This window comes from Sphingomonas sp. P3_C6 (assembly GCF_056402595.1).
In genome coordinates, this window is sequence record NZ_JBFUHB010000006.1 from 99,716 (window position 1) to 121,417 (window position 21,702).

Consider the following 21,702-nt stretch of genomic DNA (forward strand, 5'->3'; position numbering starts at 1 on the left):
TCGTTCCGCCGAACCGCCTCGCCGGGGGCGTCGTCCCGCCGGTCCCGTCAAAGCGCGGCCGGCCCTTTCAGCCAGCGGGGCCGCGACGCTCCATCACGAGGCGCGTCACCCGGACATAGATGGCCGGAACGATCGCCACGAGCAGCCCGACCACCACCGCATCGACCGCGAGCATCGCCCAGACAAGGGCAGGCGGCTGGCCGATGGCATAGCGGTTGAGCAGCTGATGTGCCGCATTGGTCGGCAGCCGCGCGACGAAGAATAGCGCCAGCGCCCAGAAATAGTGGCGGCCGGTCAGCTTTGCCGATTGTAGCGGCCCCCCGACCGGCCCGTCGGTCGCGGCCGAGACGATCCAAAGCATCAGCAGCGGCTCGATCAGGACCTGGGCCAATCCGATCGTCGCGCGAAACGCCATGATCTGGTCGGGCCCGATGAAGCTGCCCGCATAGAAGATCAGCGCGAAGAGGATCAGCGAATACGCGACATAGGGCAGGTAGCGCAGGACGGTCCGCCGCGAGACGGCGAGGGTCCGCGCGCTGCTGCCCCACACCAGATACCGGATCGCGAAGAAGCCGCCGGCATAGACAAGGATCATCTTGATCCAGCCAAGGGCCATGCGCGACCCGTCCTGCGAGACGGCCTTCGCCGCAGTCTCACTGTCGAACAGGCCGATGCGAACCTCGACGATGTGCTGGCCGAATTCCCATGCCACCATGATGGCGAACAGCAGCGGCAGGCCGCGTGCCACGCGGAGGCCGTCGACATGCGCGCCCACCAGATCGGCGAAATAGCGCTTCAGCCACCACATCACACAGTCTCCTCGTCGTCATAGGTCAGGATGTCGCCGGGCTGGCACTGGAGCGCACGGCACAGCGCCTCCAGCGTCGAGAATCGGATCGCCTTCGCCTTGCCGGTCTTCAGGATCGACAGATTGGCGAGCGTCAGCCCGACAGCGTCGCTCAGCTCGGTGAGTGTCATGCGGCGGTCGTGCAGCACATCGTCGAGATGGACCCTGAGCGGCATCAGATCGTACCGTCCAGATCGTCGCGCATCGCCGCCCCTTGCGAGAAGACGCGTGCCAGCACGAAGGCGACCAGCACCGCCAGCCAGCCGGTCAGCGACGGCGTCCAGTCGATATAGTCCACGCCATGCGCCTTGAACCACCAGCTCGCGACGCCGCCCAGCAGATCGAGCAGTTGAAGCGCGAGCAGCGCCCAGCCGATCCGGTCGAGGCGCCCGGCATTGCCGGCGACGAACGGGTCGCCGGCCCGTACCGTCTCCACCATCGCGATCAGCGCGGCGAACAGCCGGTCGACCGCATAGACCGCGAACAGGCCGAACAGGAGCACGACCCGCATGGCCATCAGCGTGCCCGCAACGTCGATCGCCGCGCCATATTTCGCGGCGAGGCGGGCAGCGAAAAAACCGGCGGCGGCGATGCTCGCGGTAATCGCGACCAGGAAAAAGACGCCGCAGCCATAGTTCACGACGCGAAACAGCTTCAGCGCCCGCGCGAGCAACGTCGTCGCCACCCCGTCCATGTCCAGTCCCCCGTCGGCATCCCTTATCGATTATCAACATAGTATTTATCGATAATCAATATGAAATTGATGGGAGCGTCATGCGGCCGGGGGCGATCCTCCATCGTCGCCGTCATTCGCCGCTCGCCCATGATGGCGCCCGATCCGTACGGGCTTCAGCGGCATCCGGTCAGGCATCGCCTGTGCCGGCCAGCGCGTCGGCAGCGCCTCCTGCTCGACCAGCGCGAGCAAGGCCAGCTCGGTCGGCTCCGCTGCGCAGGAAACGGTCACGCCGTCCAGGCCGGCCAGCTGCGCGGCGCTTGCCGGCGAGATGCACCAGATCCGTCCACGCCAGCCCGTCCGCTGGACGATGCGGCTTACCGCGCGGGCCCCGGCGCTGGAATGGACCAGGATTCCGCCGATGCCGGAGGAGAGGGCGGCATCGCCGACCTCCGTCGCCGCGATCGGTACCGCGTCGTACACCGGCACCGGCTCGATACTGAACCCCTGGCCCGACAGGGCGTCGCGCAACAGCGGGGAGGTGCGGCGCGCGCAGAACTCCACCACCCGGCCGCGGCGGGGCAGGACATGGGCGAGCAGCCCGGCGAGGATTTCCTCGTCGCCGCCGGTCGAGGTGACGTTGGCATAGCCCGCCGACTGGGCCGCGCGCGCGACCCCATCGGAGGCTGCGAACACCGCGACCGTGTCGTTCACCGCCGGCCGCTGGTGATGGCGGACGGCATGGGTGCTGGAAAAGACGATCGCGTCAGGCCGGCCCTCGATCCGCACATGCTCGATGCGCCGCGTCCGGAGCACCGGCACCAGTACCGAGCTATAGCCCATGCCCCGCAGGCGCCGCGCGGTGGCAAGATTGTCGGGCGCCGAGCGTGTGACCCATATCGTCATGCGGTTTCTCCCGCATCCGGTCCCATCTCGGGCAGCGCGACCTTCACGATCCGCAGCATATGCGTCCGGCCCTGGCGGTCGGGCCATTCGATCCGGTCGCCGACGGTCAGGCCGATAAGGCCGGCCGCAACCGGCGTCAGGATCGAGATGCACCCGCGCGCGACATCGGCCTCGTTGGGATAGACCAGCCGGATGGAACGCAGCACGCCGCTGCTTTCGTTGACATAGTCGACCTCGGCATCCATCGTGACCGTGCCGGGCGGCAGCTCGGCCGCCGGGTACAGGGTGGCCCGCTCGAGCTCGGCCAGCAGCAGCGCGGATGCCTGGGGATTGAGATGCTCGCCCTCGAGCGCGAGCATTTCCAGGCGGCGGCATTCGGTATCGATCAGGCGCGGCACGGGCGCCAGATGGGGTATAGGGGCAGGTTGGGGGATCACGATCGTCCATCCGCTGAAAGGCGCCGCCGAACCGGCAGCACCGTTGTTTTCAAAATTGGATAGCACCCGGGCATCGGCGGCAAGGCCGCACGAAACCCGGGCTAGCCGCGTGCGGCGAGCTGTCCCGAATGGTCGCGAAAGCGGTCGTGATGAGCAGGGAACTGCATGGCGGACAGGATGCGCCGGGCACGCTGGCGTGTCAAACCCGCGTCTGAGGGCGGTAATGTGGACAGCTCCGGTCACTGCCCGACAGACGGTTCAGTCTAGGCCGCGATCGCCGCCTGCGCACGGGCCTGTCGAACGTCGCGAGCGGGTGGCGCGCCGAACAGCCTGCCATATTCGCGGGTGAACTGCGACACGCTCTCATACCCGACATCATAGGCGGCGTCGCTGATCGCCCTGCCTTCGGCGAGCATCCTGCGCCGGGCCTCGATCAGGCGGAGCTGTTTCTGGAACTGCAAGGGCGTCAGCGACGTGATGGTGCGGAAATGGGCGTGGAACGCAGACAGGCTCATCCCCGCTGCCTCGGCGAGCTGCTCGATGCGAACCGGCTCGGCGTAACGATCGCGCAGGATGGTGACGGCGCGCGCCACCCGCTGCGCATGGCTGTCCTTGACGCCGAGCGCACGGATCGCGCCACCATGACGGCCGGACAGAAGCCAGAAATGCAGCTCACGGAGAAGCTGTCCGCCAAGAACCGCCAGCGTATCGGGCCGGTCGAGCAGGCGCAGAAGGCGGGCCGCCGCGTCAGCGACCTCCGCCTCGGTCGGGTCGACCCGTACCGGCTGGTCCGCCGCGAAGGGAAGGGGCCCGATCTCGCTCACCAGGTCGGCGATCACCGCGGCGTCCAGCTCCATGACCAGAGAATAATAGGGGGCGACCACGGTCGCGCGGGTGATCTGGCTGACGGTCGGTACGTCCGTGGTGATCAACAGGGAGTCGCCGGCACCGAAGTCGAAGCTGCTGCTTCCCATGGTCACCCGCTTGTCGCCCTGCAGGACCAGGGCGACCAGCGGCTTCGATATCGCAAATTGCAGCACGGTCGGGGCCGTCTCGCGCAGGATGACGAGACCTTTGACCGGCGTCACTGCCACGCCGTTCCGATCGGCCATGGCATCGGCGTAGCGCCGGGCGAGGTCGAGAAGCTGGCCGGTCATGCCCTTGTTATATGTCCAGTGCTGGCGGACGGCAACGGGCGCAAGATGATCGGGCAACGACGAGCGATGTTCTCGAACGACCCGTCGTGTCGGCGCTGCGGCAGTTTAGCCAGCGTCCGCCACCCATCCTACGGTCAGGGATCTTCGAATAATGCAGGATCAGGCAAGAATCCCGGATGATCGCGCAACACGGTTCGGGGTCGTCGGCGCATACCGGCTGTACAACGACAGGAGACACGTCATGCCCACCATCTCGCTCGTCACCGGCGGCAGCCGCGGCCTTGGTCGCAACACCGCCATCAGCATCGCCCGCCACGGTGGCGATGTCATCCTCACCTATCGCAGCGGCACCGATGACGCGAAGGCGGTCGTCGCGGAGATCGAAGCGCTCGGCCGCAAGGCCGTGGCGCTGCAGCTCGACACGGGCAAAGTGTCGACCTTCCCCGCCCTTGTGGAGGGGGTGCGCGCCGCACTGGCCGCAGGCTGGGGCCGTGACTCGATCGACCACCTCGTCAACAACGCCGGTCACGGCGAGATGGCCGATTTCGCGACCACTACGGAGGCCCAGTTCGACGCCCTGTTCGACGTTCACGTCAAGGGCGTGTTCTTCCTGACTCAGGCCCTGCTCCCGGTGCTCGCCGACGGCGGACGCATCGTCAATTTCTCCTCGGGCCTCACCCGGGTCTCATTTGCCGGCTTCTCCGCCTATTCGGCGGCCAAGGGCGCGGTGGAGACGCTCACCGTCTATATGGCGAAGGAACTCGGCAGCCGCGGCATCACCGTCAATGTCGTCGCGCCCGGCGCGATCGAGACCGATTTCCTGGGCGGCGCGGTGCGCGACACGCCCGACTACAACCAGGCATTCGCCAATATGACCGCGCTTGGTCGCGTCGGGGTGCCCGATGATATCGGCCCGATGATCGCCAGCCTGCTTGGCCCGGAAAACCGCTGGGTCAACGCTCAGCGCATCGAGGTCTCGGGCGGCCAGTCCATCTGATCGCCGGCCGGGTGCTGCCTTGGGCGGCGCCCGCGACCTGCCCTCTGCCCCAAAAGAAAAGGGCGCCCGGATCGCTCCGGACGCCCCCCTCTCGAAATGCGGATCGATCAGTACGAATAATACATGTCGAACTCGACCGGGCTCGGGGTCATTTCCCAGCGCGCCACATCGGCCATCTTCAGTTCGATATACGATTCGATCTGGTCGGGGGTGAACACGCCGCCCTTCAGCAGGAAATCGTTGTCGGCGGCCAGGCTCTCCAGAGCCTCGCGCAGCGAGCCGCACACGGTCGGAACCTCGGCGAGCTCTGCCGGCGGCAGGTCGTACAGGTTCTTGTCCATCGCCTCACCCGGGTGGATGCGGTTCTGGATGCCGTCCAGGCCAGCCATCAGCAGCGCTGCATAGCAGAGATACGGATTGGCCATCGCGTCCGGGAAGCGCACTTCGACGCGCTTCGCCTTGGCGCCCGTGCCGTACGGGATGCGGCACGATGCCGAACGGTTGCGCGCCGAATAGGCGAGCAGCACCGGTGCCTCATAACCCGGGACCAGGCGCTTGTAGCTGTTGGTCGACGGGTTGGTGAAGGCGTTGAGCGCCTTGGCGTGCTTGATGATGCCGCCGATGAAATACAGGCAGGTATCGCTCAGGCCCGCATAGCCGTTGCCGGCGAAGAGCGGCTTGCCGCCTTCCCAGATCGACAGATGGGTGTGCATGCCGGAGCCGTTATCTTCCTTGATCGGCTTGGGCATGAAGGTGACGGTCTTGCCGTACGCCTGCGCGACGTTATGGCAGACATATTTGTAGATCTGCATGCGATCGGCAGTGGTCGTCAGCGTGCCGAAGGTCAGGCCCAGCTCGTGCTGGCCGGCGGCAACCTCATGATGATGCTTGTCGCAGGGCAGGCCCATTTCGAGCATGGTCGACACCATCTCGCCGCGGATGTCGGTGGCCGAATCGACCGGGGCGACGGGGAAATAGCCGCCCTTGGCGCGCGGACGGTGGCCAAGGTTGCCACCCTCATATTCGCGACCGGTGTTGGTCGGCAGCTCGATATCGTCGATCTTGTAGTAGGACGTGGCGTAGCTCGTCTCGAACTGCACATTGTCGAACATGAAGAACTCGGCTTCCGGGCCGATATAGATGGTGTCGCCGATGCCGGTGGTCTTCAGATAGGCCTCGGAACGCTTCGCGGTCGAGCGCGGATCGCGGGCGTAGAGCTCGCCGGTCGAAGGCTCGACGATGTCGCACACCAGGATCAGCATCGGGGTTGCCGAGAAAGGATCGGTCCACACCGCGTCCAGATCCGGCTTCAGGATCATGTCGGATTCGTTGATGACCTTCCAGCCCTCGATCGACGATCCGTCGAACATGAAACCGTCGGTCAGCTCGTCTTCACCGACGACGCCCGCGACCATCGTCAGATGCTGCCACTTGCCCTTCGGATCGGTGAAACGCAGGTCGACCCACTCGATCTCCTGGTCCTTGATCAACTTGAGGACGTCGTTTGCCGAATTCGCCATAATGCCCCTAGCCCTTTCTAGAAATGTCGTTCGCCCGATAGAATCGGGAATGATGTTGTCGCCCCGGAAGGCCCTGCTGTCACAATATGCTGCGTTGCGTCAAATGGCGTCTTCGTTGCGCTCTCCCGTACGGATCCGCAGCGCGGTTTCAACCGGAATGACGAAAATCTTGCCATCGCCGATGCGGCCGGTCTGCGCGGCCGCCGCGATTGCTTCCACCACACGCTCGGCCAGCGCGTCCTCGACGACCACCTCGAGCTTCACCTTGGGCAGGAAATCCACGACATATTCCGCGCCGCGATACAGCTCGGTATGTCCCTTCTGGCGGCCGAAACCCTTGGCCTCGGTAACGGTGATGCCGGACACGCCGACTTCGTGAAGCGCCTCCTTCACCTCGTCCAGCTTGAACGGCTTGATGATAGCCTCGATCTTCTTCACGTCGGTACGCCCCCGGGTAAGTGGTTGGCCAGTACGAGCCGTCATGGAACCGGACGCCTCTGCCTGTCGGTGACCCTTACAACAAGCGTGCCAGCCGCGCGAGCGAGGAACGCCACGACACACCGCCCGATTCGCGCGCATCGGCCTGCCTAACGCCCGTGCAGACAGGCAGCCACTGCCCTATTTTGCGGCAGTAGCTGGCGGTGCATGTGCGCAATTCTCCCTCTCCCCTTGTGGGAGAGGGAAGGGGCCCAAGCGAAGCTTGGGAAGGGTGAGGGGGACACTCGAAATGATGAGTGTCACGAACCTCATTCCCCCTCATCCTTCCGTCGCTTCGCTCCTCCCTCCTTCTCCCACAGGGGGAGAGGGAAAAAGCCTCACACGCCCTCCAAAAATTCCACCGGCACCCGATCCGTCAGCCAGACGCCATTCCCCGTCAGGAAAAACACATGCCCCGCCGCCGCCATCGCGCCGGCCCGGACGGTCAGGATCACCGCCTCGCCCCGCCGGGCGCCGACGACCGTCGCGGTCGCCTCGTCGGGCGAGAGGTGCACATGGTGCCGCCGCATCGGTTTCAGCCCCTCGGCGCGGATCGCCGGCAAGAAGCGTTCGACCGTGCCGTGATAGAGCAACTCGGGCGGTTCGGCCTGCGGCCAGCCGAGTTCCACCTCGACCGAATGGCCCTGCCGCGCCCGGATGCGCGCGCCGTCGGCGGACAGCTCGAAACGCTGCTTGTCGCTGCCCTCCACCACGGCGAGCAGGCGTGCCTGGTCGCAGTCGATCCGCTTCGCCGCCAGCGCGGCCAGCACGCTGTCGGTATCGGTCCAGCCGGCCGGGTCGAGCGTCAGTCCGGCGGCATCGGGCCGGTGCCGCAGCCAGAGGGACATGGTTTTGGAAAGGGTCTTGTCGTCAGTCGTCATCCGCAGAGTATAGCATAGTCGCCGGACCGCCCCCCTCCCTGGGCGGCCGACGGTCCCGTCACGCCGCGGCAGGTGTCGGCACGCCCGATCCCGCCGCCGCGTGTCCGGCAAGCTCGAGCATGCGCGCCGCGATCTCCCGCTCGCCCATCACGACATGCGCCACCCTCAGTTTCTCGAGATGCTGCACTTCCGCATCGGAATGTGCCCGTGCGATGATCGGGATCGTCGGGTTGAGCGCTCGTGCCCGCTCGACGATGGCGCCGGCCTCGAACCCTTCCGGAATCGCGATCAGCAGCTTGGCGGCGCTGTCGATGCCCGCCGCTTTCAGCGTCTCGGCATCGACGGCATTGCCGCGCACGACGGTGGCCCCGTCGGACTCGGCGCGTTTCGCCGCCACGTCCTTGTCCTCGACCACGATGGTATCCCGGCCGCGCGCCGCGAGATCGCGGGCGATCATGCTGCCTACCCGGCCATAGCCGATCAGCACCACATGGCCCTTGCGCGACGCGGGCTGCGGCGCATCGGCCGGGTCGTCCTCCGCCTTGCGCAGATGCGACGCCACCAGCGAGAAGATGAAGGGGTTGAGGAAGATGGAGAGGATCGCGCCAGCCAGGATCAGGTCGCGCGCCGCTGCCGGCAATATCCCCAGGCTGGTGCCGAGCGCGGCGAGGATGAACGAGAATTCGCCGATCTGGGCCAGGCTGGCCGCGACGGTCAGCGCGGTGCGGCTGGAATGGCCGAAAATGCGGACGATCCAATAGGCGGCGATCGACTTGCCGAAGATGATGATCCCCACCGTGGCGAGCAGCGGCAGCGGCTGGCGCACCACCACCGACGGGTCGAACAACATGCCGACCGACACGAAGAACAGCACGGCAAAGGCGTCGCGCAGCGGCAGCGTCTCTTCCGCCGCCTGACGGCTGAGCTCCGTCTCGCCCAGGATCATGCCGGCGAAGAACGCCCCGAGCGCGAACGACACGTCGAACAGATAGGCCGCACCGAATGCCACGCCGAGCGCGATCGCCAGCACCGCCAGCCGGAACAGTTCGCGCGATCCGGTATGGACCACCCAATGCAGTGCCGCGGGGATCAGGCGCCGCCCGACCACCAGCATCAGCGCGATGAATCCGGCGACCTTGGCGAAGGTGATCAGCAACGGCACCACCAGGCTGGACGCGCCGCCAGCCGCCGATCCGTTCATCACCCCGGCCAGCGGGGGCAGCAGCACCAGGGCCAGGACCATGGCGAGGTCCTCGACGATCAGCCAGCCGACCGCGATCCGGCCGCGCTCGGTCTCGACCAGCTTGCGCGACTGCAGCGCCCGCAGCAGCACCACCGTGCTGGCGACCGACAGGGCAAGGCCGAAGACCACGCCCGCAAGCAGCCCCCAGCCGAGCACCCATGCCAGCCCCATGCCGAGCAACGTCGCCGCGGCGATCTGCACGACTGCCCCGGGTACCGCGATCTTGCGTACCGACATCAGGTCGCGCAGCGAGAAATGCAGCCCGACGCCGAACATCAACAGGATCACGCCGATCTCGGCGAGCTCGTTCGCCAGGTCGCCATCGGCGACGAACCCGGGCGTAAACGGCCCGACGATCACGCCCGCGAGCAGATAGCCGGCGATCGGCGACACTTTCAGGCGGTGTGCGATCGATCCGGTGATGAAGGCGGTGAACAGGGCGGCAACGATGGTGGCGATCAGGGGCGTATGATGCATTGGGTCTCCTCGATGGGCGATCGGGATCGCCCGTGCAGAAATGTGCCGGCGGGCCTGGGCGGCCCGCCGGCGGTCGGTGTCAGGATCCGGTGGTGGCGACTGCGGCGATCATCGCCGCGCTTGCCGCCAAACCGGCCCAAAGGGCGGGGGCGAACCACCAGGGTGGTCGCTTGGTTTTTCTGGCCATCGTCTTTCCTTGGCGGAAGCGCGACGGGGCTGTTGCGGCCTCACGGGCGCTTCATGGTTTCGGTGCGCGGGGATCGGCTGGCTCGGCCGGCAGGATCGCCGCGGCGGAAGGGCCGCTCGTCAGGAAGCGGGCGACCGCGCTGCCGGGTCAGGCGGTCCACGGGGAAAAGCCGCGCCGCTGGGGGTGAAGACGGACCAGGATCGGCCGATGCCGACATACAATGCTGTGGCCGGCGCCGGGACGAAGCTGAAGGCGGTCGCGGCCATCGGCAGGAACACCGACGCGCCGGTTGCCGCATTGCCGTCCCGCGGTCGCACGGCTTCCGCGCGGACCAGGCGCGACGATGGCTCGCTGCTTTGTAGCGCGACGACGGTGGTCGATGGACTGAAGGCCGATCCGACGCTGCTCGTTTGCGGCAGGCCGAGCGGGAGAAGGGCGCAGAGAAGCGTGGTGGCGACGGTCAGCCATATCGAACCGGCAAACAGGCGCAGGCTTGATATCGTCATTCCAGGCTTCGCTATAGGCACCGTGTCTCCAGCTTGTGTTTCCGGGCCTATAGCATAACGGGCCATTTCCGTAAACGATCCGCTCCGGCCCGAATTCGGCCGCATGGCTTTCGCCGGGAAATCTGCATAAGAGCGCTGCGCCGGGAGGGCGGCGCGTCTGGGGGGATTGCATGTCCGGGACCGACAATCGGCTGCCGCTGATCGCGTTCATCGTCTTCATCGACATGGCGGGCATCGGCCTCATCATCCCGATCCTGCCCTCGCTGGTCGAAAGCCTTGGCCATACCGATGTCGCGCACGCCGCGCTCATCGGCGGCGAATTGCTGTTCGCCTATGCGGCGATGCAGTTCCTGTTCTCGCCGGTGATCGGCGGCTTGAGCGACCGGTTCGGCCGCCGGCCGGTGCTGCTCGGCACCCTGGTCGCGCTCGGCATCGACTATGCAATGATGGCCTGGGCGCCGACGCTCGCCTGGCTGTTCGCCGGGCGGATCATCTCCGGCGTGATGGGCGCGACCTGGGCCGCGGCGAACAGCTGCATCGCCGATCTCTATCCGCCGGAACAGCGCGGCCGGCTGTTCGGCCTGCTCGGCGGGGCAGGGGCGTCGGGCTTCGTGCTCGGCCCTGCGATCGGGGGGCTGCTCGGCACGATCGGGCTGCGCCTGCCGTTCATGGCGGCAAGCGCGCTGGCGCTGACCGGCGCCGCGATCGGCTATGTCATCTTCACCGAGACGCTGCCGCCCGAACGGCGGCGCCCCTTCACCATGGCGCGCGCCAACCCGTTCGGCACGCTGATCCGCATGAGGCGCTATCCCTTCGTGCTCGGCGCGCTCGGAACGATCTTCCTGATGCAGCTTGCCGCCCAGTCCCAGCTGTCGACCTGGCCCTATTTCCTGATCGCCCGGCTGAACTGGTCGCCGCTGCTGATCGGCCTGTCGGTCGCGACCTTCGGCATCATGGTCGCAGTGGTGCAGGGCGTGGTCACCGGCCACGCCATCGCCCGCTTCGGCGAACGGCGCAGCGCGCTGATCAGCCTCGCCTTCGGCCTGCCCAGCTATATCGTGCTCGCCGTCGCCGGCTCGGGCTGGGCCGTCTATCTCGGCATCATAATCGGCGCGATGACCGGCGTCACCTTCCCCGCGATCCAGGGCATGATGACCACCAGGATCGAGGAGGACGCGCAAGGCGAACTCCAGGGCGCGGTGGCCAGCACGATCGGCCTGACATCGATCGTCGGCCCGCTGGTGATGACCTGGGTTTTCGGCCATTTCGCCGACGCGAAGGGGGTGTATTTCCCCGGCGCGCCGTTCGTGCTGGCGAGCGTGCTGATCATCGCGGCATGGCTGCTGCTGGCGCGGACGATCCGGCGCTGTTTTTAGCGGCCGGCCGTCACATGATCAGGCATAGGGTGGCTGGTGCAGGCCCTTGGGGCTGGTCGTGAAGATCTCGCAGCCGGTTTCGGTGATGCCGATCGAATGCTCGAACTGCGCCGACAGCGATCGGTCGCGCGTCACCGCCGTCCAGCCATCGTCGAGCAGCTTCACGTCCGGGCGGCCGATATTGATCATCGGCTCGATCGTGAAGATCATGCCCGGCTTCAGTTCCGGCCCGGTGCCGGGGCGGCCGACATGCACCACCTCGGGCGCGTCGTGGAACAGCTGGCCCAGGCCATGGCCGCAGAAATCGCGCACCACGCCGTAGCGATGCTTCTCGGCATGGACCTGGATCGCGTTGGAGATGTCGCCCAGATGGTTGCCGGGCTTGGCCTGCTCGATGCCGAGCATCAGGCATTCATAAGTCACGTCGACGAGCCGCCTCGCCTTGATCGGCACGTCGCCGATCAGGTACATCCGGCTCGAATCGCCATGCCAGCCGTCCAGGATCGGGGTCACGTCGACATTGACGATGTCGCCGGCCTTCAGCGTCTTCTCGCTCGGGATGCCGTGGCACACCACATGGTTGATCGAGATGCAGCTCGAATGGGTATAGCCGCGATAGCCCAGCGTCGCGGGCACGCCGCCGCCGTCGACGATGAACTGGCGGATCATGTCGTCGATGTCGGCGGTGGCGACGCCGGGCACCATGTGCGGCACGACCATGTCGAGCGTCTCGGCGGCCAGGCGGCCGGCCCGGTGCATACCTTCGAACGCCTCGCGTCCATGCAGCTTGATCGCGCCGGTGCGGCCGGCGGGCGCATCCGGGGTGACGGTTACATAATCTGTCATGCGGCTGATATAGCGCGCAACGGCGCACTTTGCGAGAGTGGGGTTACCGGTCTATGCGCAGTTCCATGAGCGAGAGGATCTGGACTGCTGCATTGGTCGTGATCGGCGACGAGATTCTCTCGGGCCGGACCCAGGACAAGAATGTCGCGCAGATCGCGACGTGGCTCAACGTGCAGGGCATCCGCCTCGCCGAGGTACGCGTGGTGCCGGACGTGACCACGGCCATCGTCGAGGCGGTCAATGCGCTGCGCGCCCGCAACGACTATCTCTTCACCACCGGCGGTATCGGCCCGACTCACGACGACATCACGGTTGATGCCATCGCCGAGGCGCTTGGCGTGCCCGTCACCTTTCACCCCAGGGCGGTGGCGGTGCTGGAGCGCTATTACGAAACCCGCGGCGGCCTGACCGAGGTGCGCAAGCGCATGGCGCGCGTGCCCGAGGGCGCCGACCTGATCGAGAACCGCATGTCCGGCGCCCCCGGCATCCGCATCGGCAACATCTTCGTGATGGCCGGCGTGCCGCACATCACGGCGGGCATGCTCGACGCCCTGACCGGCACGCTCGAAGGCGGCCTGCCCGTACTCTCGCGCACCATCGGCTGCTGGGTCGCGGAGAGCGAGGTCGCCGCCACGCTGGCGGCGGTCGAGCGCGCCCATGACGGCGTCGCGATCGGCAGCTACCCCTTTTTTCGCGAGGGGCGGACCGGCGCGAACTTCGTGGTCCGCTCGACCGACCAGGCGGTGCTCGACGCCTGCGTAGCCGACCTCACCGCCCGGCTCGAAGCCGAGGGCAGGGCCGTAGTGGTCGACGGAATCTAAATCCCCCTCCCGCTCGCGGGAGGGGCTAGGGGAGGGCCTGTCCGCAGGTGCAGGTGTCTGCGAGGAAAACAGGCCATCCCCCGACCCCTCCCACAAGTCGGAGGGGAGAAGCGCGACCTTCCCCGGTCGGTGCAGCCATGACATAATCCTCCCCAGGAACGTTGCACGGCCAACCCGGGAGGCCCTGATGATCGACCTGATTCCGCTGTTGATGGCCGCGCTGTTCGGCACGCCCGCCGCGCCCCAGCAGCAACCCAGCTTCAGCTGCACCAGGGCGACACACCCGCTCGAAAAGACGATCTGCGGCAGCGAGGAACTCGCCCTGCTCAATAGCCGTGTGGCCGAGGCCTATCGCGACAAGCTCGCCATCGTGTTCGACAAGGTCGCGTTCCGCGCCCAGCAGCGCAACTGGCAGCAGATCCTGCGCACGCATTGCGCAAAGACCTGCCGAGCCGCCGAGGTCGAGCGCGATTACACGCAGCAGCTCGCCTTTCTCGAAGGCTTCAGGGAGGAGGACTGGTTGGCCAGCTACAAGACGGCCGATGTCGCCTATCTCCACATCGCGCATGAAGGCCCGATGCAGTTCAGCTTCACGATCAAGCGCGACCTGGAAGGCGACGCCCCGCAATCGCTCTGCGCGCTAACCGGCGCCGGGCAGATCGCGACCTTTTCCGACAGGGAGCCGCTGATCAGGGCGCGCTGGGCCGGGGGCGGTGCCTGCACGGTCGATTTCGGGTTCGATCGCGACAAGACCGGTCATGTCACGCGCATCGCGGTGACGAGCTCTGCCGGATGCAAACATTATTGCCCGAACAAACTCTATTCGATCGACGATTCCTACACGCCCGACAATGTCTGGGCGGCCGGCAACCAATAGCTCCCTCAATTTAGTCCTGACAAAGCCTCGGCTTGCGGATAGCATCCGGAAGAAGAGGGGAAGTCTTGATGAAACGTCGGTCGTTCGGAGCGGTTCTCGGTCTGGTCGCCATGCTGTCCGGCTGTGGTGGCGACGGAGGTTCCCTTGCCTCGAGCGGCGGTGGCGGAGGCGGCGGAACACCCACACCCACGCCGACATCGAGCCCCACGCCCACCGCCAGCGGCTGCTCCCTGCGGGAGCGGCAGGACTGGGCGGCGGCCCAGCTCAAGGAATGGTATCTTTTCCCCGAAACGCTGCCGACCGGCCTCAATCCGTCGGCCTATGGCACTGTCGACGATTATATCGACGCGCTGACCGCCACTGCGCGGGCGCAGCGCCGCGACCGCTTCTTCACCTATCTCACCTCGATCGCCGAAGAGAATGCTTATTATAATTCGGGGTCGAGCGCCGGGTTCGGCTTCCGCCTGGCGGCGGATACGGGCGCACGCCGGATCGCCGTCGCCGAGGCGTTCGAAGGCGCGCCGGCGCTCGCCGCCGGCATCGATCGCGGAACCGAGATCCTTGCGATCGGCACCAGCGCGTCGAACCTGCGCACGGTCAGCGCGATCATGGCGGCAGAGGGCACCGCGGGTATAACCAACGCGCTCGGCCCCGACACCACCGGCACCACCCGGCTGCTGCGCGTCACCGATGCCGCTGGGGGAACGCGCGACGTGACGGTCGCCAAAAGCGATTTCGCGCTGACCCCGGTCTCTTCGCGTTATGGCGCGCGGGTGATCGACGATGGCGGGCGCAAGGTCGGCTATGTCAATCTGCGCACCTTCATCAACACCGCCGATCCGGCCTTGCGCACCGCCTTCGCCAATTTCCGCGCGCAGGGCATCACCAACATCATCGTCGATCTTCGCTACAATGGCGGCGGGCTGGTTTCGATCGCCGAGCTGATGGGCGACCTGCTCGGCGGCAATCGTTCGACGTCGGAGGTGTTCGACTATGTCAGCTTCCGTCCGGAGAAGGCGTCGGAGAACTCGACCCGCAACTTCGCGCCCCAGCCGCAATCGGTCTCGCCGACCCGCATCGCCTTTATCGGTTCGGGCGGCACCGCCTCGGCCAGCGAACTGGTGATCAACGCCTTCACCCCCTTCCTGCACAGGAATTCGGCGCTGATCGGCACCAATACCTATGGCAAGCCGGTCGGCCAGATCGCGCTCGACCGGGCATCGTGCGACGACCGCTTGCGGGTGATCGCCTTCGCGACCCAGAATGCCGCGCGCCAGGGCGCTTATTTCGACGGCCTCGCGCCGTTCATGGAATCGAGCTGCCAGGCGGGAGACGACCTGACTCACCAGCTCGGCGACCCGCTTGAGGCATCGACCCGCTCGGCGCTCGATTTCCTCGCCGGGCGAAGCTGTTCGGCGATCGCGTCGAGCGGGCAGGGGACCCAGGCGGCCAGGCAGGCGTCCACCGCAAACGCGTCCGTCCTGCGCGAGCTGCTGACGCCCGACCGGCCGACGACCCCGCAGCGCGAGGTGCCGGGCTTCTTCTGATCGGCTGCTTTCCGTCGGGGTGCCGGATTAAAAGACTGTCATCTCGCCGCCGGGTCGTTGCGGGCCAAGCCCGCGCCGTCTAGGCGGTCGCCGATGGAGTCGGCATCCGACCAAGTATTGCCGGGCCGGCGCCGCGTCTCGATCCGCAGCCGCGCCACGTCGTTCCTGCTCGCGCTCGCGCTGGTGGTGCTGGTCGTCGTCGGCCTGCTGACTCTCTCGCCGCACCTCCAGCCTCTGCCGCCAAAGGAAAAGGAAAAGCTTTTCAGCATCTCGCCCGATCCCAATCAGGAGGCGAAGAAGAACCCGAGTCCCCGCGCGGTCTCGCGCAAGAAGCAGGCGGCCGGCGGCGCCTCGCCCGCGCCGCCGTCACCAACCCCGCCGACCGCGCCGGAGCCGACCCCGGCCAATCCCTGGCTGAACGAAGGCGATCTGTTCCACGCCGCCGACATCTCGAAGATCCCGACAACGCGTGGCAACGACGCGCCGGGCGCCGGCGACACCGGCGCCGGCAAGGACAGCGGCTCCGCCTATGGCCCGGGCGAGGGGCCTGGCGGCGAGCGGCTCTATGATGCCGAATGGTACCGCGAGCCGACCGATGCGGAGCTTTCCACCTATCTGCCCTCGGGTGGCGTGCCGCTGGGCAGCTGGGCGATGATCGCCTGCAAGACGATCGACCGATACCATGTCGAGAATTGCCGCTCCCTCGGCGAATCCCCGGTAGGGTCCGGCCTGGCCCGGTCGATGCGCCTTGCCTCCTGGCAGTTTCTCGTCCGCCCGCCCCGGATCGGCGGCAAGCCGATGATAGGCTCATGGGTGCGGATCCGGATCGACTTCACCCGGGAAAAGAAGAGCGACAAGGACCAATAGGCGAAAGGCCCGGTCCCGCCGCTTCAGCAATCGTCGGTTTCGGCCTCGGTCAGGGCCTGTTTCGGCACGTCGAGCCAGATATGGCAGACATGCTCGGCCCCATCCTTCGCGCAGGTTATCCGGCCGTCGCCCTTGTGAAGCCCGGTCGCGCCGCATTCCTGCTTCACGCCCTTGCCCGGCAGCCGGTCGTACAGCGTCTTCGCCGCCGCGCCGGTGACCATCAGGTCGACCACGCCCGCCTCATAGGGAAAGGCGCGGGCGGATGATGCGGCCGCGGGCGTGCTGTCGACATGCTGCAGGCCAGTTGCACAGACGCCCGCCGCGACGAGGCATGCGGGCAGAGCGAGGGCGATGGACAGCCATTTCTTCATTCGACGATCCTTTCCAGTTCAAGGTCGAGCGCTGGCGTGGCCGCCACTGCGGCACGCATCGTCGCGACCAGGGTGTCGCGATCGCCGAACACGCAGGTGGAGGCCGATTGCGGATCGCGCGCGACCAGCCCGCCCGATCCTTCGGCCGCCGTCGCTGCCGCGGATCCGCAGGCCAGCACCGCGATCCGGTGTCGTCCCTCACGATGGTCGAGCATCAGGAACATCGCCTTGCCCGGCCGCTCCGGATCGGGCTTTTCGAGCTGGACGATATAGCGCCCGGCGCCCGTCGCCCCGCCGAGCGGCACCAGCACGGCCCGCAGCGGTGAATCCGCGCCGTCGATCTTCAGCGATCCATCCCGCTGCCGGGCTATGCGCAGCACGTCATGGCCCTCTGGCGGCGCGCCCGGCTCGACCAGCCGGTACTGCCCGTCCGGAATGACCGCGACGCTTTCCGAGGCGGAGAACCAGGGGCGGCCCGACCAGCAGCCCGCCAGCGCGAGCAGCATGACCAGCGCCGCCACCAGGCGCGGCATTCCTATTCGTCCAGCCGGCTCGCCCGGCAACCGGAGCTGGTGCATTCGCGCGATCGATCGTTCAGCCAGTTGGTCCGTTCGATCGTCATGTCCTTGGCGCAGGTCAGGTCGATCTTGATCGAGGACCCCTCGCTCAGCCCGCACCGTTCGTCGCGCTGGCTGATCCAGGCGCGCTGCGACCGCAGCAGGGTGGCGCGCTCCGGCGCCTTCAGCAGCAGGCGCAGCTTCTTGTACGCGGCGTTCAGGTCGGTATCGGCCTGCATATAGACCTTGCGCTCGCAATAGACATTGTCGAACGCGGTCTTCGGGTCGTCGCAACTCGTGCTGCGCGCCTGCGGAACGCCCGCCGCCATGCCGGGCGTGACGAGACGCGGCGCGCCCGCCAGCGCACAGAGTGCCACAGCAAGGCCAAGGATCGATGCACTGTTCCGCATGGTCGTTTCTCCTGTTGGGAAAAGCGCTTTGCCGTAGCGGTGCGGCGCCGTCAAAGACTGGATCGCCGATTGCCGGATCGGGGCCGCGGCGGACGTTTTCATCTGTCTTTCATCGGCGAAGGTTTTGATCTCGTCGCATTTTAGGGTCTGTCTGAAGAAAATTTCATCTGAGGTTCATCCGCGAGCCGGTCTGGGCGTTACCAGGGTTGCTGCGCTGCAGCGGCCAAACGACCGCCAAACGACCATTGAATATGATCAACACCAGACGTCTCGAGGGATAGCACCATTGCCCTATGTCGCCAGGCCCGTCCGGTTCATCGCCCATTATATTGCAGCGCGGCCGTTCGGCTTCCTGCTCCTTACGCTCGTCGTGGTGGCCAGCGCATCCAGTTCGGTCGGCATCCAATATGCCATGAAGCTGCTCATCGATGCGATGGCCGCCCCCGATCGCGCCTTCGGCCCGGTCCAGACGGCGCTGTTCGCGTTCATCGGGCTGGTCGCGGTGGAAAGCCTGCTGGTGCGGTTGTCGGCGCTCCTGCTCTGTCGCACGACCGTGTCGACCGGCGTCCAGATCCGGCTCGACATGTTCGACTATCTCAGCGGGCACCAGCTGTCCTTCTTCCAGAACGAACGCGCCGGCTCGCTCGGCCACCGCGTCTCCGCGCTGACCGGCTCGTTCAGTGCGATCACGCACCGGATCCTGATGGAGATCATCCCGCCGCTGATCTCGTTCGTCGGCGCGGTGATCATCTTCCTGTCGATCGACATGCGTATGGGGTTGTTGCTTGCCCTGTTCGTCGTGGTGGTGGGCATCGTGCTGGGCGGGGTGGGGCTTGGCGGCGATGTGCATCACAAGGAATTCGCCCGCCGCGCCGGCAATTGCGGCGGCGAACTGGTCGATCTCGTCACCAACATCTGGGCAGTGAAGGCCTTTGCCGCCCGCCGTCGTGAGCTCGATCGCCTGCGCGGTTTCTTCGAGGATGAGGCGGATGCCCAGCGCAAGGGCTGGTTCTTCGTCGAGCGCGTGCGCTGCCTGCACGACGTCGCGCTGGTGGCGCTGGTCGGCGCGACATTGTTCTACGCGGTCAGCCGCTGGTCCGCCGGCACCTTCACCGCGGGCGATGTGGTGATGATCAGCTCGATGACCTTCCGTATGCTCAACGGCTCGCGCGACATGGCGATGGCGCTGATCGATACCAGCCAGCAGTTCAGCTATCTCGGCGAGACGCTCGACATCATCGGCACGCCGCACAAGGTCGTCGATGCGCCGGGGGCAACGTCCCTGCGCCGCGGCAAGGGTGCGATCCGGCTGGAAAACGTCACCTTCGGCTATGATCCCCACCGCCCGGTGTTGCACGACATCTCGATCGACATCCCCGCCGGGCAGAAGGTCGGCATCGTCGGCGCGTCCGGCGCCGGCAAATCGACCATCCTGCAACTGCTCCAGCGCCTCTACGATACCCAGGCGGGCAGCGTGCTGATCGACGGCCAGGCGATCGACGGGGTGACCCAGGAAACCCTGCACGAGGCGGTCGCCGTCGTGCCGCAGGAAGTGTTGCTGTTCCACCGGTCGATCCTGGAGAATATCCGCTTCGCCCGGCCCGACGCGACCGACGAGGAAGTCCATCGCGCAGCCGAGGCGGCGCATTGCGACGAGTTCATCCGCCAGATGCCCCAGGGATATGACACGATCGCGGGCGAGCGCGGCACCAACCTGTCTGGCGGCCAGCGCCAGCGCATCGGCATCGCGCGCGCCTTTCTGAAGGACGCCAACATCGTCCTGCTCGATGAGGCGACCTCCGCGCTCGACACCGGGTCGGAGCTCGAGGTGCAGGCGGGCGTCGCCGCGCTGATGGCCAACCGCACCGTGCTCGCCGTCGCGCACCGCCTGTCGACCGTCGCGACCTTCGACCGCATCCTGGTGATCGAGGACGGCCGCGTGGTCGAGGACGGCCCGCCCCAGCGCCTGCTGCGCGAGCGCGGCGCGTTCCAGCAGCTCTGGGCATTGCAGGCGGAGGGCATGGAACAGCCCGTCGCCGACGAACCCGAGCTGAAGGTTCCCGCACTTTCCACCGCCCCCGGCCGGATCGAACGCCTGCTGATGACGGGTGGGCGCTCCGCCAATCGCGCCGGGCGGCGCTGGCAGACCGGTTTCGCCAGGCTGCCGAAACGGGAGCTATAGGGGAGGCCGCCCCTAGAGGGGATTCCATCCGTGCGATCGGGTCGGTACGTCCTGTTCACGCCGGGTCGCATCCGTCGGCATCTTCCCCGTGCCGCCGCCACCGTGTACCCCGGCCGGTGATGAAAGCGCTCGCCGATCCCGATAACGCGCTGGCCGCTGGTCTTGCCGCGATCCGAACCCAGTTTCAGGTGCCGGACAGCTTCCCCCCGGCAGTGCTCGCCGCCGCCGAAGAAGCGGCGAAGCGCCAACCGACCGAGCATGTCGATCGCACCGGCCAGCCCTTCGTCACGCTCGACCCGGCCAGTTCGACCGATCTGGATCAGGCCTTCTGCATCGATCGCAGCGGCGCCGATCTGCTGCTCCATTATGCCATCGCCGACGTCGCCTGGTTCGTCGATGACGGCGGCGCGCTGGATGCCGAGGCATGGCATCGCGGGGCGACGCAATATCTGCCCGACGGCAAGGCGGGGCTCTATCCGCCGATCCTGGCCGAAGGCGCTGCCAGCCTGTTGCCGGGCGGGCCAAGGCCGGCGGTGATCTTCACCGTGCGCGTTGCACCCGATGGCGCGGTGAAGCTCGACGGCGCCGAACGGGCGATCATCAGCAGCAAGGCGAAGCTCGCCTATGACAGCGTGCGCCCGGCCGACCTGCCCGTCGACTTCGATGAGCTGGCCCGCCGCATCCAGGCCGCCGAGGACCGGCGCGGCGCTGCCCGCGTCGATCCGCCCGAGCAGGAGGTCGATTCGGTCGGCGAAGGCCGCTTCAAGCTGATGTTCCGCCCGGTGCTGGAGTCGGAGGTGCGCAACGCGGCCATGTCGCTCGCCACCAACCTCGCCATCGCCGATGCGCTCCAGGCGCACGGGACCGGCCTGTTCCGGGTCATGGCCGAGCCGAACGAGGGCGCGGTCAAGCGGCTCCGCCTCACCGCGCGCGCTTTCGGATTGACCTGGCCGGAGAATGCGACCCTCGACCAGTTCGGCCGCATGCTCGATCCGAAGGAACCGAAACAGGCTGCCTTCATGCTGGCGATCCGCCGTGCCGGTGAGGGCGCAAGCTATGTGCCCTATCGCGAGGGGGTCATCCCCTGGCACGCCGCGATGGCTGCGACCTACGCCCATGCGACCGCGCCGCTGCGCCGCCTTGCCGATCGGTATGTCGTCCGTGCCACGCTGGCGGTCGCCAATGGCCAGCCCGTGCCTGACGTGGTGACGGCGGCGTTCACGCAGCTTCCCTCGGTCATGGCTCGCGCCGACTCGCTGGGCGGCCAGATCGACCGGGCGGTGATCGACATGGCCGAGGCGACCATGCTCGTCTGCCGCGTGGGCGAGGTGTTCCCGGCGGTCGTCACCGACCTCGACGACCGCGGCGCCCGCATGCAGCTTCGCGACCTGCCGGTGGTGGCGCGCATCACCGCCCACCACGTCGCGCCCGGCGATACGCTCAGCGTGAAACTTATCGCGGCCGACCTGGACAAGAGGACGATCAGCTTCGAACGCGTGGGGTGAACCACCACCCCTCAAGCTCCCCGGCGAAGGCCGGG

23 protein-coding genes are annotated in these 21,702 nt (G+C 67.0%); 8 read left to right on the forward strand and 15 right to left on the reverse strand.

From position 1 onward, the window contains the following. Positions 1-67: 67 nt before the first annotated feature. The 6 genes from AC1DT7_RS09130 to AC1DT7_RS09155 all read right to left on the reverse strand — a co-directional run bounded on the left by AC1DT7_RS09130 (position 68) and on the right by AC1DT7_RS09155 (position 4,077). Positions 68-808, reverse strand: a complete 741-nt coding sequence (locus tag AC1DT7_RS09130) for a hypothetical protein (RefSeq protein WP_478035625.1) — start codon at positions 806-808, stop codon at positions 68-70. Beyond that, positions 808-1,023 carry a helix-turn-helix domain-containing protein gene (locus AC1DT7_RS09135; protein ID WP_478035626.1) on the reverse strand — a complete coding sequence of 72 codons (216 nt, stop codon included), beginning with the start codon at positions 1,021-1,023 and terminating at the stop codon, positions 808-810. Before AC1DT7_RS09135 ends, AC1DT7_RS09130 begins: the two co-directional genes overlap by 1 nt. Beyond that, positions 1,023-1,541 carry a DUF2975 domain-containing protein gene (locus AC1DT7_RS09140; RefSeq protein ID WP_478035627.1) on the reverse strand — a complete coding sequence of 173 codons (519 nt, stop codon included), beginning with the start codon at positions 1,539-1,541 and terminating at the stop codon, positions 1,023-1,025. Before AC1DT7_RS09140 ends, AC1DT7_RS09135 begins: the two co-directional genes overlap by 1 nt. A 78-nt stretch (positions 1,542-1,619) precedes the next feature. Continuing rightward, positions 1,620-2,426 carry a uroporphyrinogen-III synthase gene (locus tag AC1DT7_RS09145; protein ID WP_478035628.1) on the reverse strand — a complete coding sequence of 269 codons (807 nt, stop codon included), beginning with the start codon at positions 2,424-2,426 and terminating at the stop codon, positions 1,620-1,622. Then, positions 2,423-2,824, reverse strand: a complete 402-nt coding sequence (locus AC1DT7_RS09150; protein ID WP_478035629.1) for a GreA/GreB family elongation factor — start codon at positions 2,822-2,824, stop codon at positions 2,423-2,425. Before AC1DT7_RS09150 ends, AC1DT7_RS09145 begins: the two co-directional genes overlap by 4 nt. A gap of 302 nt (positions 2,825-3,126) precedes the next feature. Beyond that, positions 3,127-4,077, reverse strand: a complete 951-nt coding sequence (locus AC1DT7_RS09155; RefSeq protein ID WP_478035630.1) for an AraC family transcriptional regulator — start codon at positions 4,075-4,077, stop codon at positions 3,127-3,129. Between the two features lie 184 nt (positions 4,078-4,261). Between AC1DT7_RS09155 and AC1DT7_RS09160 the strand changes: the two genes are divergently transcribed. Continuing rightward, on the forward strand, positions 4,262-5,017 hold the full coding sequence (locus AC1DT7_RS09160; RefSeq protein ID WP_478035631.1) for an SDR family NAD(P)-dependent oxidoreductase: 756 nt from the start codon (positions 4,262-4,264) through the stop codon (positions 5,015-5,017). A gap of 107 nt (positions 5,018-5,124) precedes the next feature. Here AC1DT7_RS09160 and glnA read toward each other — a convergent pair whose 3' ends face one another. The 5 genes from glnA to AC1DT7_RS09185 all read right to left on the reverse strand — a co-directional run bounded on the left by glnA (position 5,125) and on the right by AC1DT7_RS09185 (position 10,308). After that, the gene (glnA, locus tag AC1DT7_RS09165) at positions 5,125-6,537 is read right to left on the reverse strand and encodes a type I glutamate--ammonia ligase (RefSeq protein WP_478035632.1); all 1,413 of its coding nucleotides are present in this window, start codon (positions 6,535-6,537) and stop codon (positions 5,125-5,127) included. 99 nt (positions 6,538-6,636) lie between these two features. After that, positions 6,637-6,975 carry a P-II family nitrogen regulator gene (locus AC1DT7_RS09170; RefSeq protein WP_260598561.1) on the reverse strand — a complete coding sequence of 113 codons (339 nt, stop codon included), beginning with the start codon at positions 6,973-6,975 and terminating at the stop codon, positions 6,637-6,639. A 377-nt stretch (positions 6,976-7,352) separates the two neighbouring features. Further along, on the reverse strand, positions 7,353-7,895 hold the full coding sequence (locus tag AC1DT7_RS09175) for an RNA 2'-phosphotransferase (protein WP_478035633.1): 543 nt from the start codon (positions 7,893-7,895) through the stop codon (positions 7,353-7,355). Between the two features lie 58 nt (positions 7,896-7,953). Beyond that, positions 7,954-9,615 (reverse strand): YbaL family putative K(+) efflux transporter, encoded by a 1,662-nt coding sequence (gene ybaL / locus AC1DT7_RS09180; RefSeq protein WP_478035634.1) that lies wholly within the window; start codon positions 9,613-9,615, stop codon positions 7,954-7,956. 306 nt (positions 9,616-9,921) lie between these two features. Then, entirely contained in the window at positions 9,922-10,308 is a 387-nt protein-coding gene (locus tag AC1DT7_RS09185; RefSeq protein ID WP_478035635.1) for a hypothetical protein, read from the reverse strand. A 170-nt stretch (positions 10,309-10,478) separates the two neighbouring features. Between AC1DT7_RS09185 and AC1DT7_RS09190 the strand changes: the two genes are divergently transcribed. Continuing rightward, positions 10,479-11,684, forward strand: coding sequence for a TCR/Tet family MFS transporter (locus AC1DT7_RS09190; protein ID WP_478035636.1), 1,206 nt, complete (start codon positions 10,479-10,481; stop codon positions 11,682-11,684). A gap of 18 nt (positions 11,685-11,702) precedes the next feature. On the opposite strand, the gene map is transcribed toward AC1DT7_RS09190, so the two are convergent. Further along, positions 11,703-12,530, reverse strand: a complete 828-nt coding sequence (gene map, locus AC1DT7_RS09195) for a type I methionyl aminopeptidase (protein WP_478035637.1) — start codon at positions 12,528-12,530, stop codon at positions 11,703-11,705. Between the two features lie 65 nt (positions 12,531-12,595). On the opposite strand from map, the gene AC1DT7_RS09200 reads away from it, so the two are divergent. The 4 genes from AC1DT7_RS09200 to AC1DT7_RS09215 all read left to right on the forward strand — a co-directional run bounded on the left by AC1DT7_RS09200 (position 12,596) and on the right by AC1DT7_RS09215 (position 16,642). Next, a complete protein-coding gene (locus tag AC1DT7_RS09200) occupies positions 12,596-13,351 on the forward strand; it encodes a competence/damage-inducible protein A (RefSeq protein ID WP_478035638.1) in 756 nt (251 codons plus the stop codon). A 187-nt stretch (positions 13,352-13,538) separates the two neighbouring features. Continuing rightward, a complete protein-coding gene (locus AC1DT7_RS09205) occupies positions 13,539-14,228 on the forward strand; it encodes a lysozyme inhibitor LprI family protein (RefSeq protein ID WP_478035639.1) in 690 nt (229 codons plus the stop codon). Between the two features lie 68 nt (positions 14,229-14,296). Beyond that, the gene (locus AC1DT7_RS09210; RefSeq protein WP_478035640.1) at positions 14,297-15,775 is read left to right on the forward strand and encodes a S41 family peptidase; all 1,479 of its coding nucleotides are present in this window, start codon (positions 14,297-14,299) and stop codon (positions 15,773-15,775) included. Positions 15,776-15,868: 93 nt separating this feature from the next. Beyond that, positions 15,869-16,642 (forward strand): hypothetical protein, encoded by a 774-nt coding sequence (locus tag AC1DT7_RS09215; RefSeq protein ID WP_478035641.1) that lies wholly within the window; start codon positions 15,869-15,871, stop codon positions 16,640-16,642. A gap of 23 nt (positions 16,643-16,665) precedes the next feature. Here AC1DT7_RS09215 and AC1DT7_RS09220 read toward each other — a convergent pair whose 3' ends face one another. From AC1DT7_RS09220 to AC1DT7_RS09230, 3 genes are read right to left on the reverse strand one after another with little or no spacing between them, the layout of a single operon-like run. Continuing rightward, positions 16,666-17,013 carry a hypothetical protein gene (locus tag AC1DT7_RS09220; protein ID WP_478035642.1) on the reverse strand — a complete coding sequence of 116 codons (348 nt, stop codon included), beginning with the start codon at positions 17,011-17,013 and terminating at the stop codon, positions 16,666-16,668. Next, the gene (locus AC1DT7_RS09225; RefSeq protein ID WP_478035643.1) at positions 17,010-17,546 is read right to left on the reverse strand and encodes a hypothetical protein; all 537 of its coding nucleotides are present in this window, start codon (positions 17,544-17,546) and stop codon (positions 17,010-17,012) included. Before AC1DT7_RS09225 ends, AC1DT7_RS09220 begins: the two co-directional genes overlap by 4 nt. 2 nt (positions 17,547-17,548) lie before the next feature. Continuing rightward, a complete protein-coding gene (locus AC1DT7_RS09230) occupies positions 17,549-17,980 on the reverse strand; it encodes a lysozyme inhibitor LprI family protein (RefSeq protein WP_478035644.1) in 432 nt (143 codons plus the stop codon). A 286-nt stretch (positions 17,981-18,266) separates the two neighbouring features. Between AC1DT7_RS09230 and AC1DT7_RS09235 the strand changes: the two genes are divergently transcribed. Then, positions 18,267-20,162: an ABC transporter ATP-binding protein gene (locus tag AC1DT7_RS09235; RefSeq protein ID WP_478035645.1), complete on the forward strand. Its 1,896-nt coding sequence runs from the start codon at positions 18,267-18,269 to the stop codon at positions 20,160-20,162. A 119-nt stretch (positions 20,163-20,281) separates the two neighbouring features. After that, entirely contained in the window at positions 20,282-21,667 is a 1,386-nt protein-coding gene (locus AC1DT7_RS09240; RefSeq protein ID WP_478035646.1) for an RNB domain-containing ribonuclease, read from the forward strand. Positions 21,668-21,702: the final 35 nt, after the last annotated feature.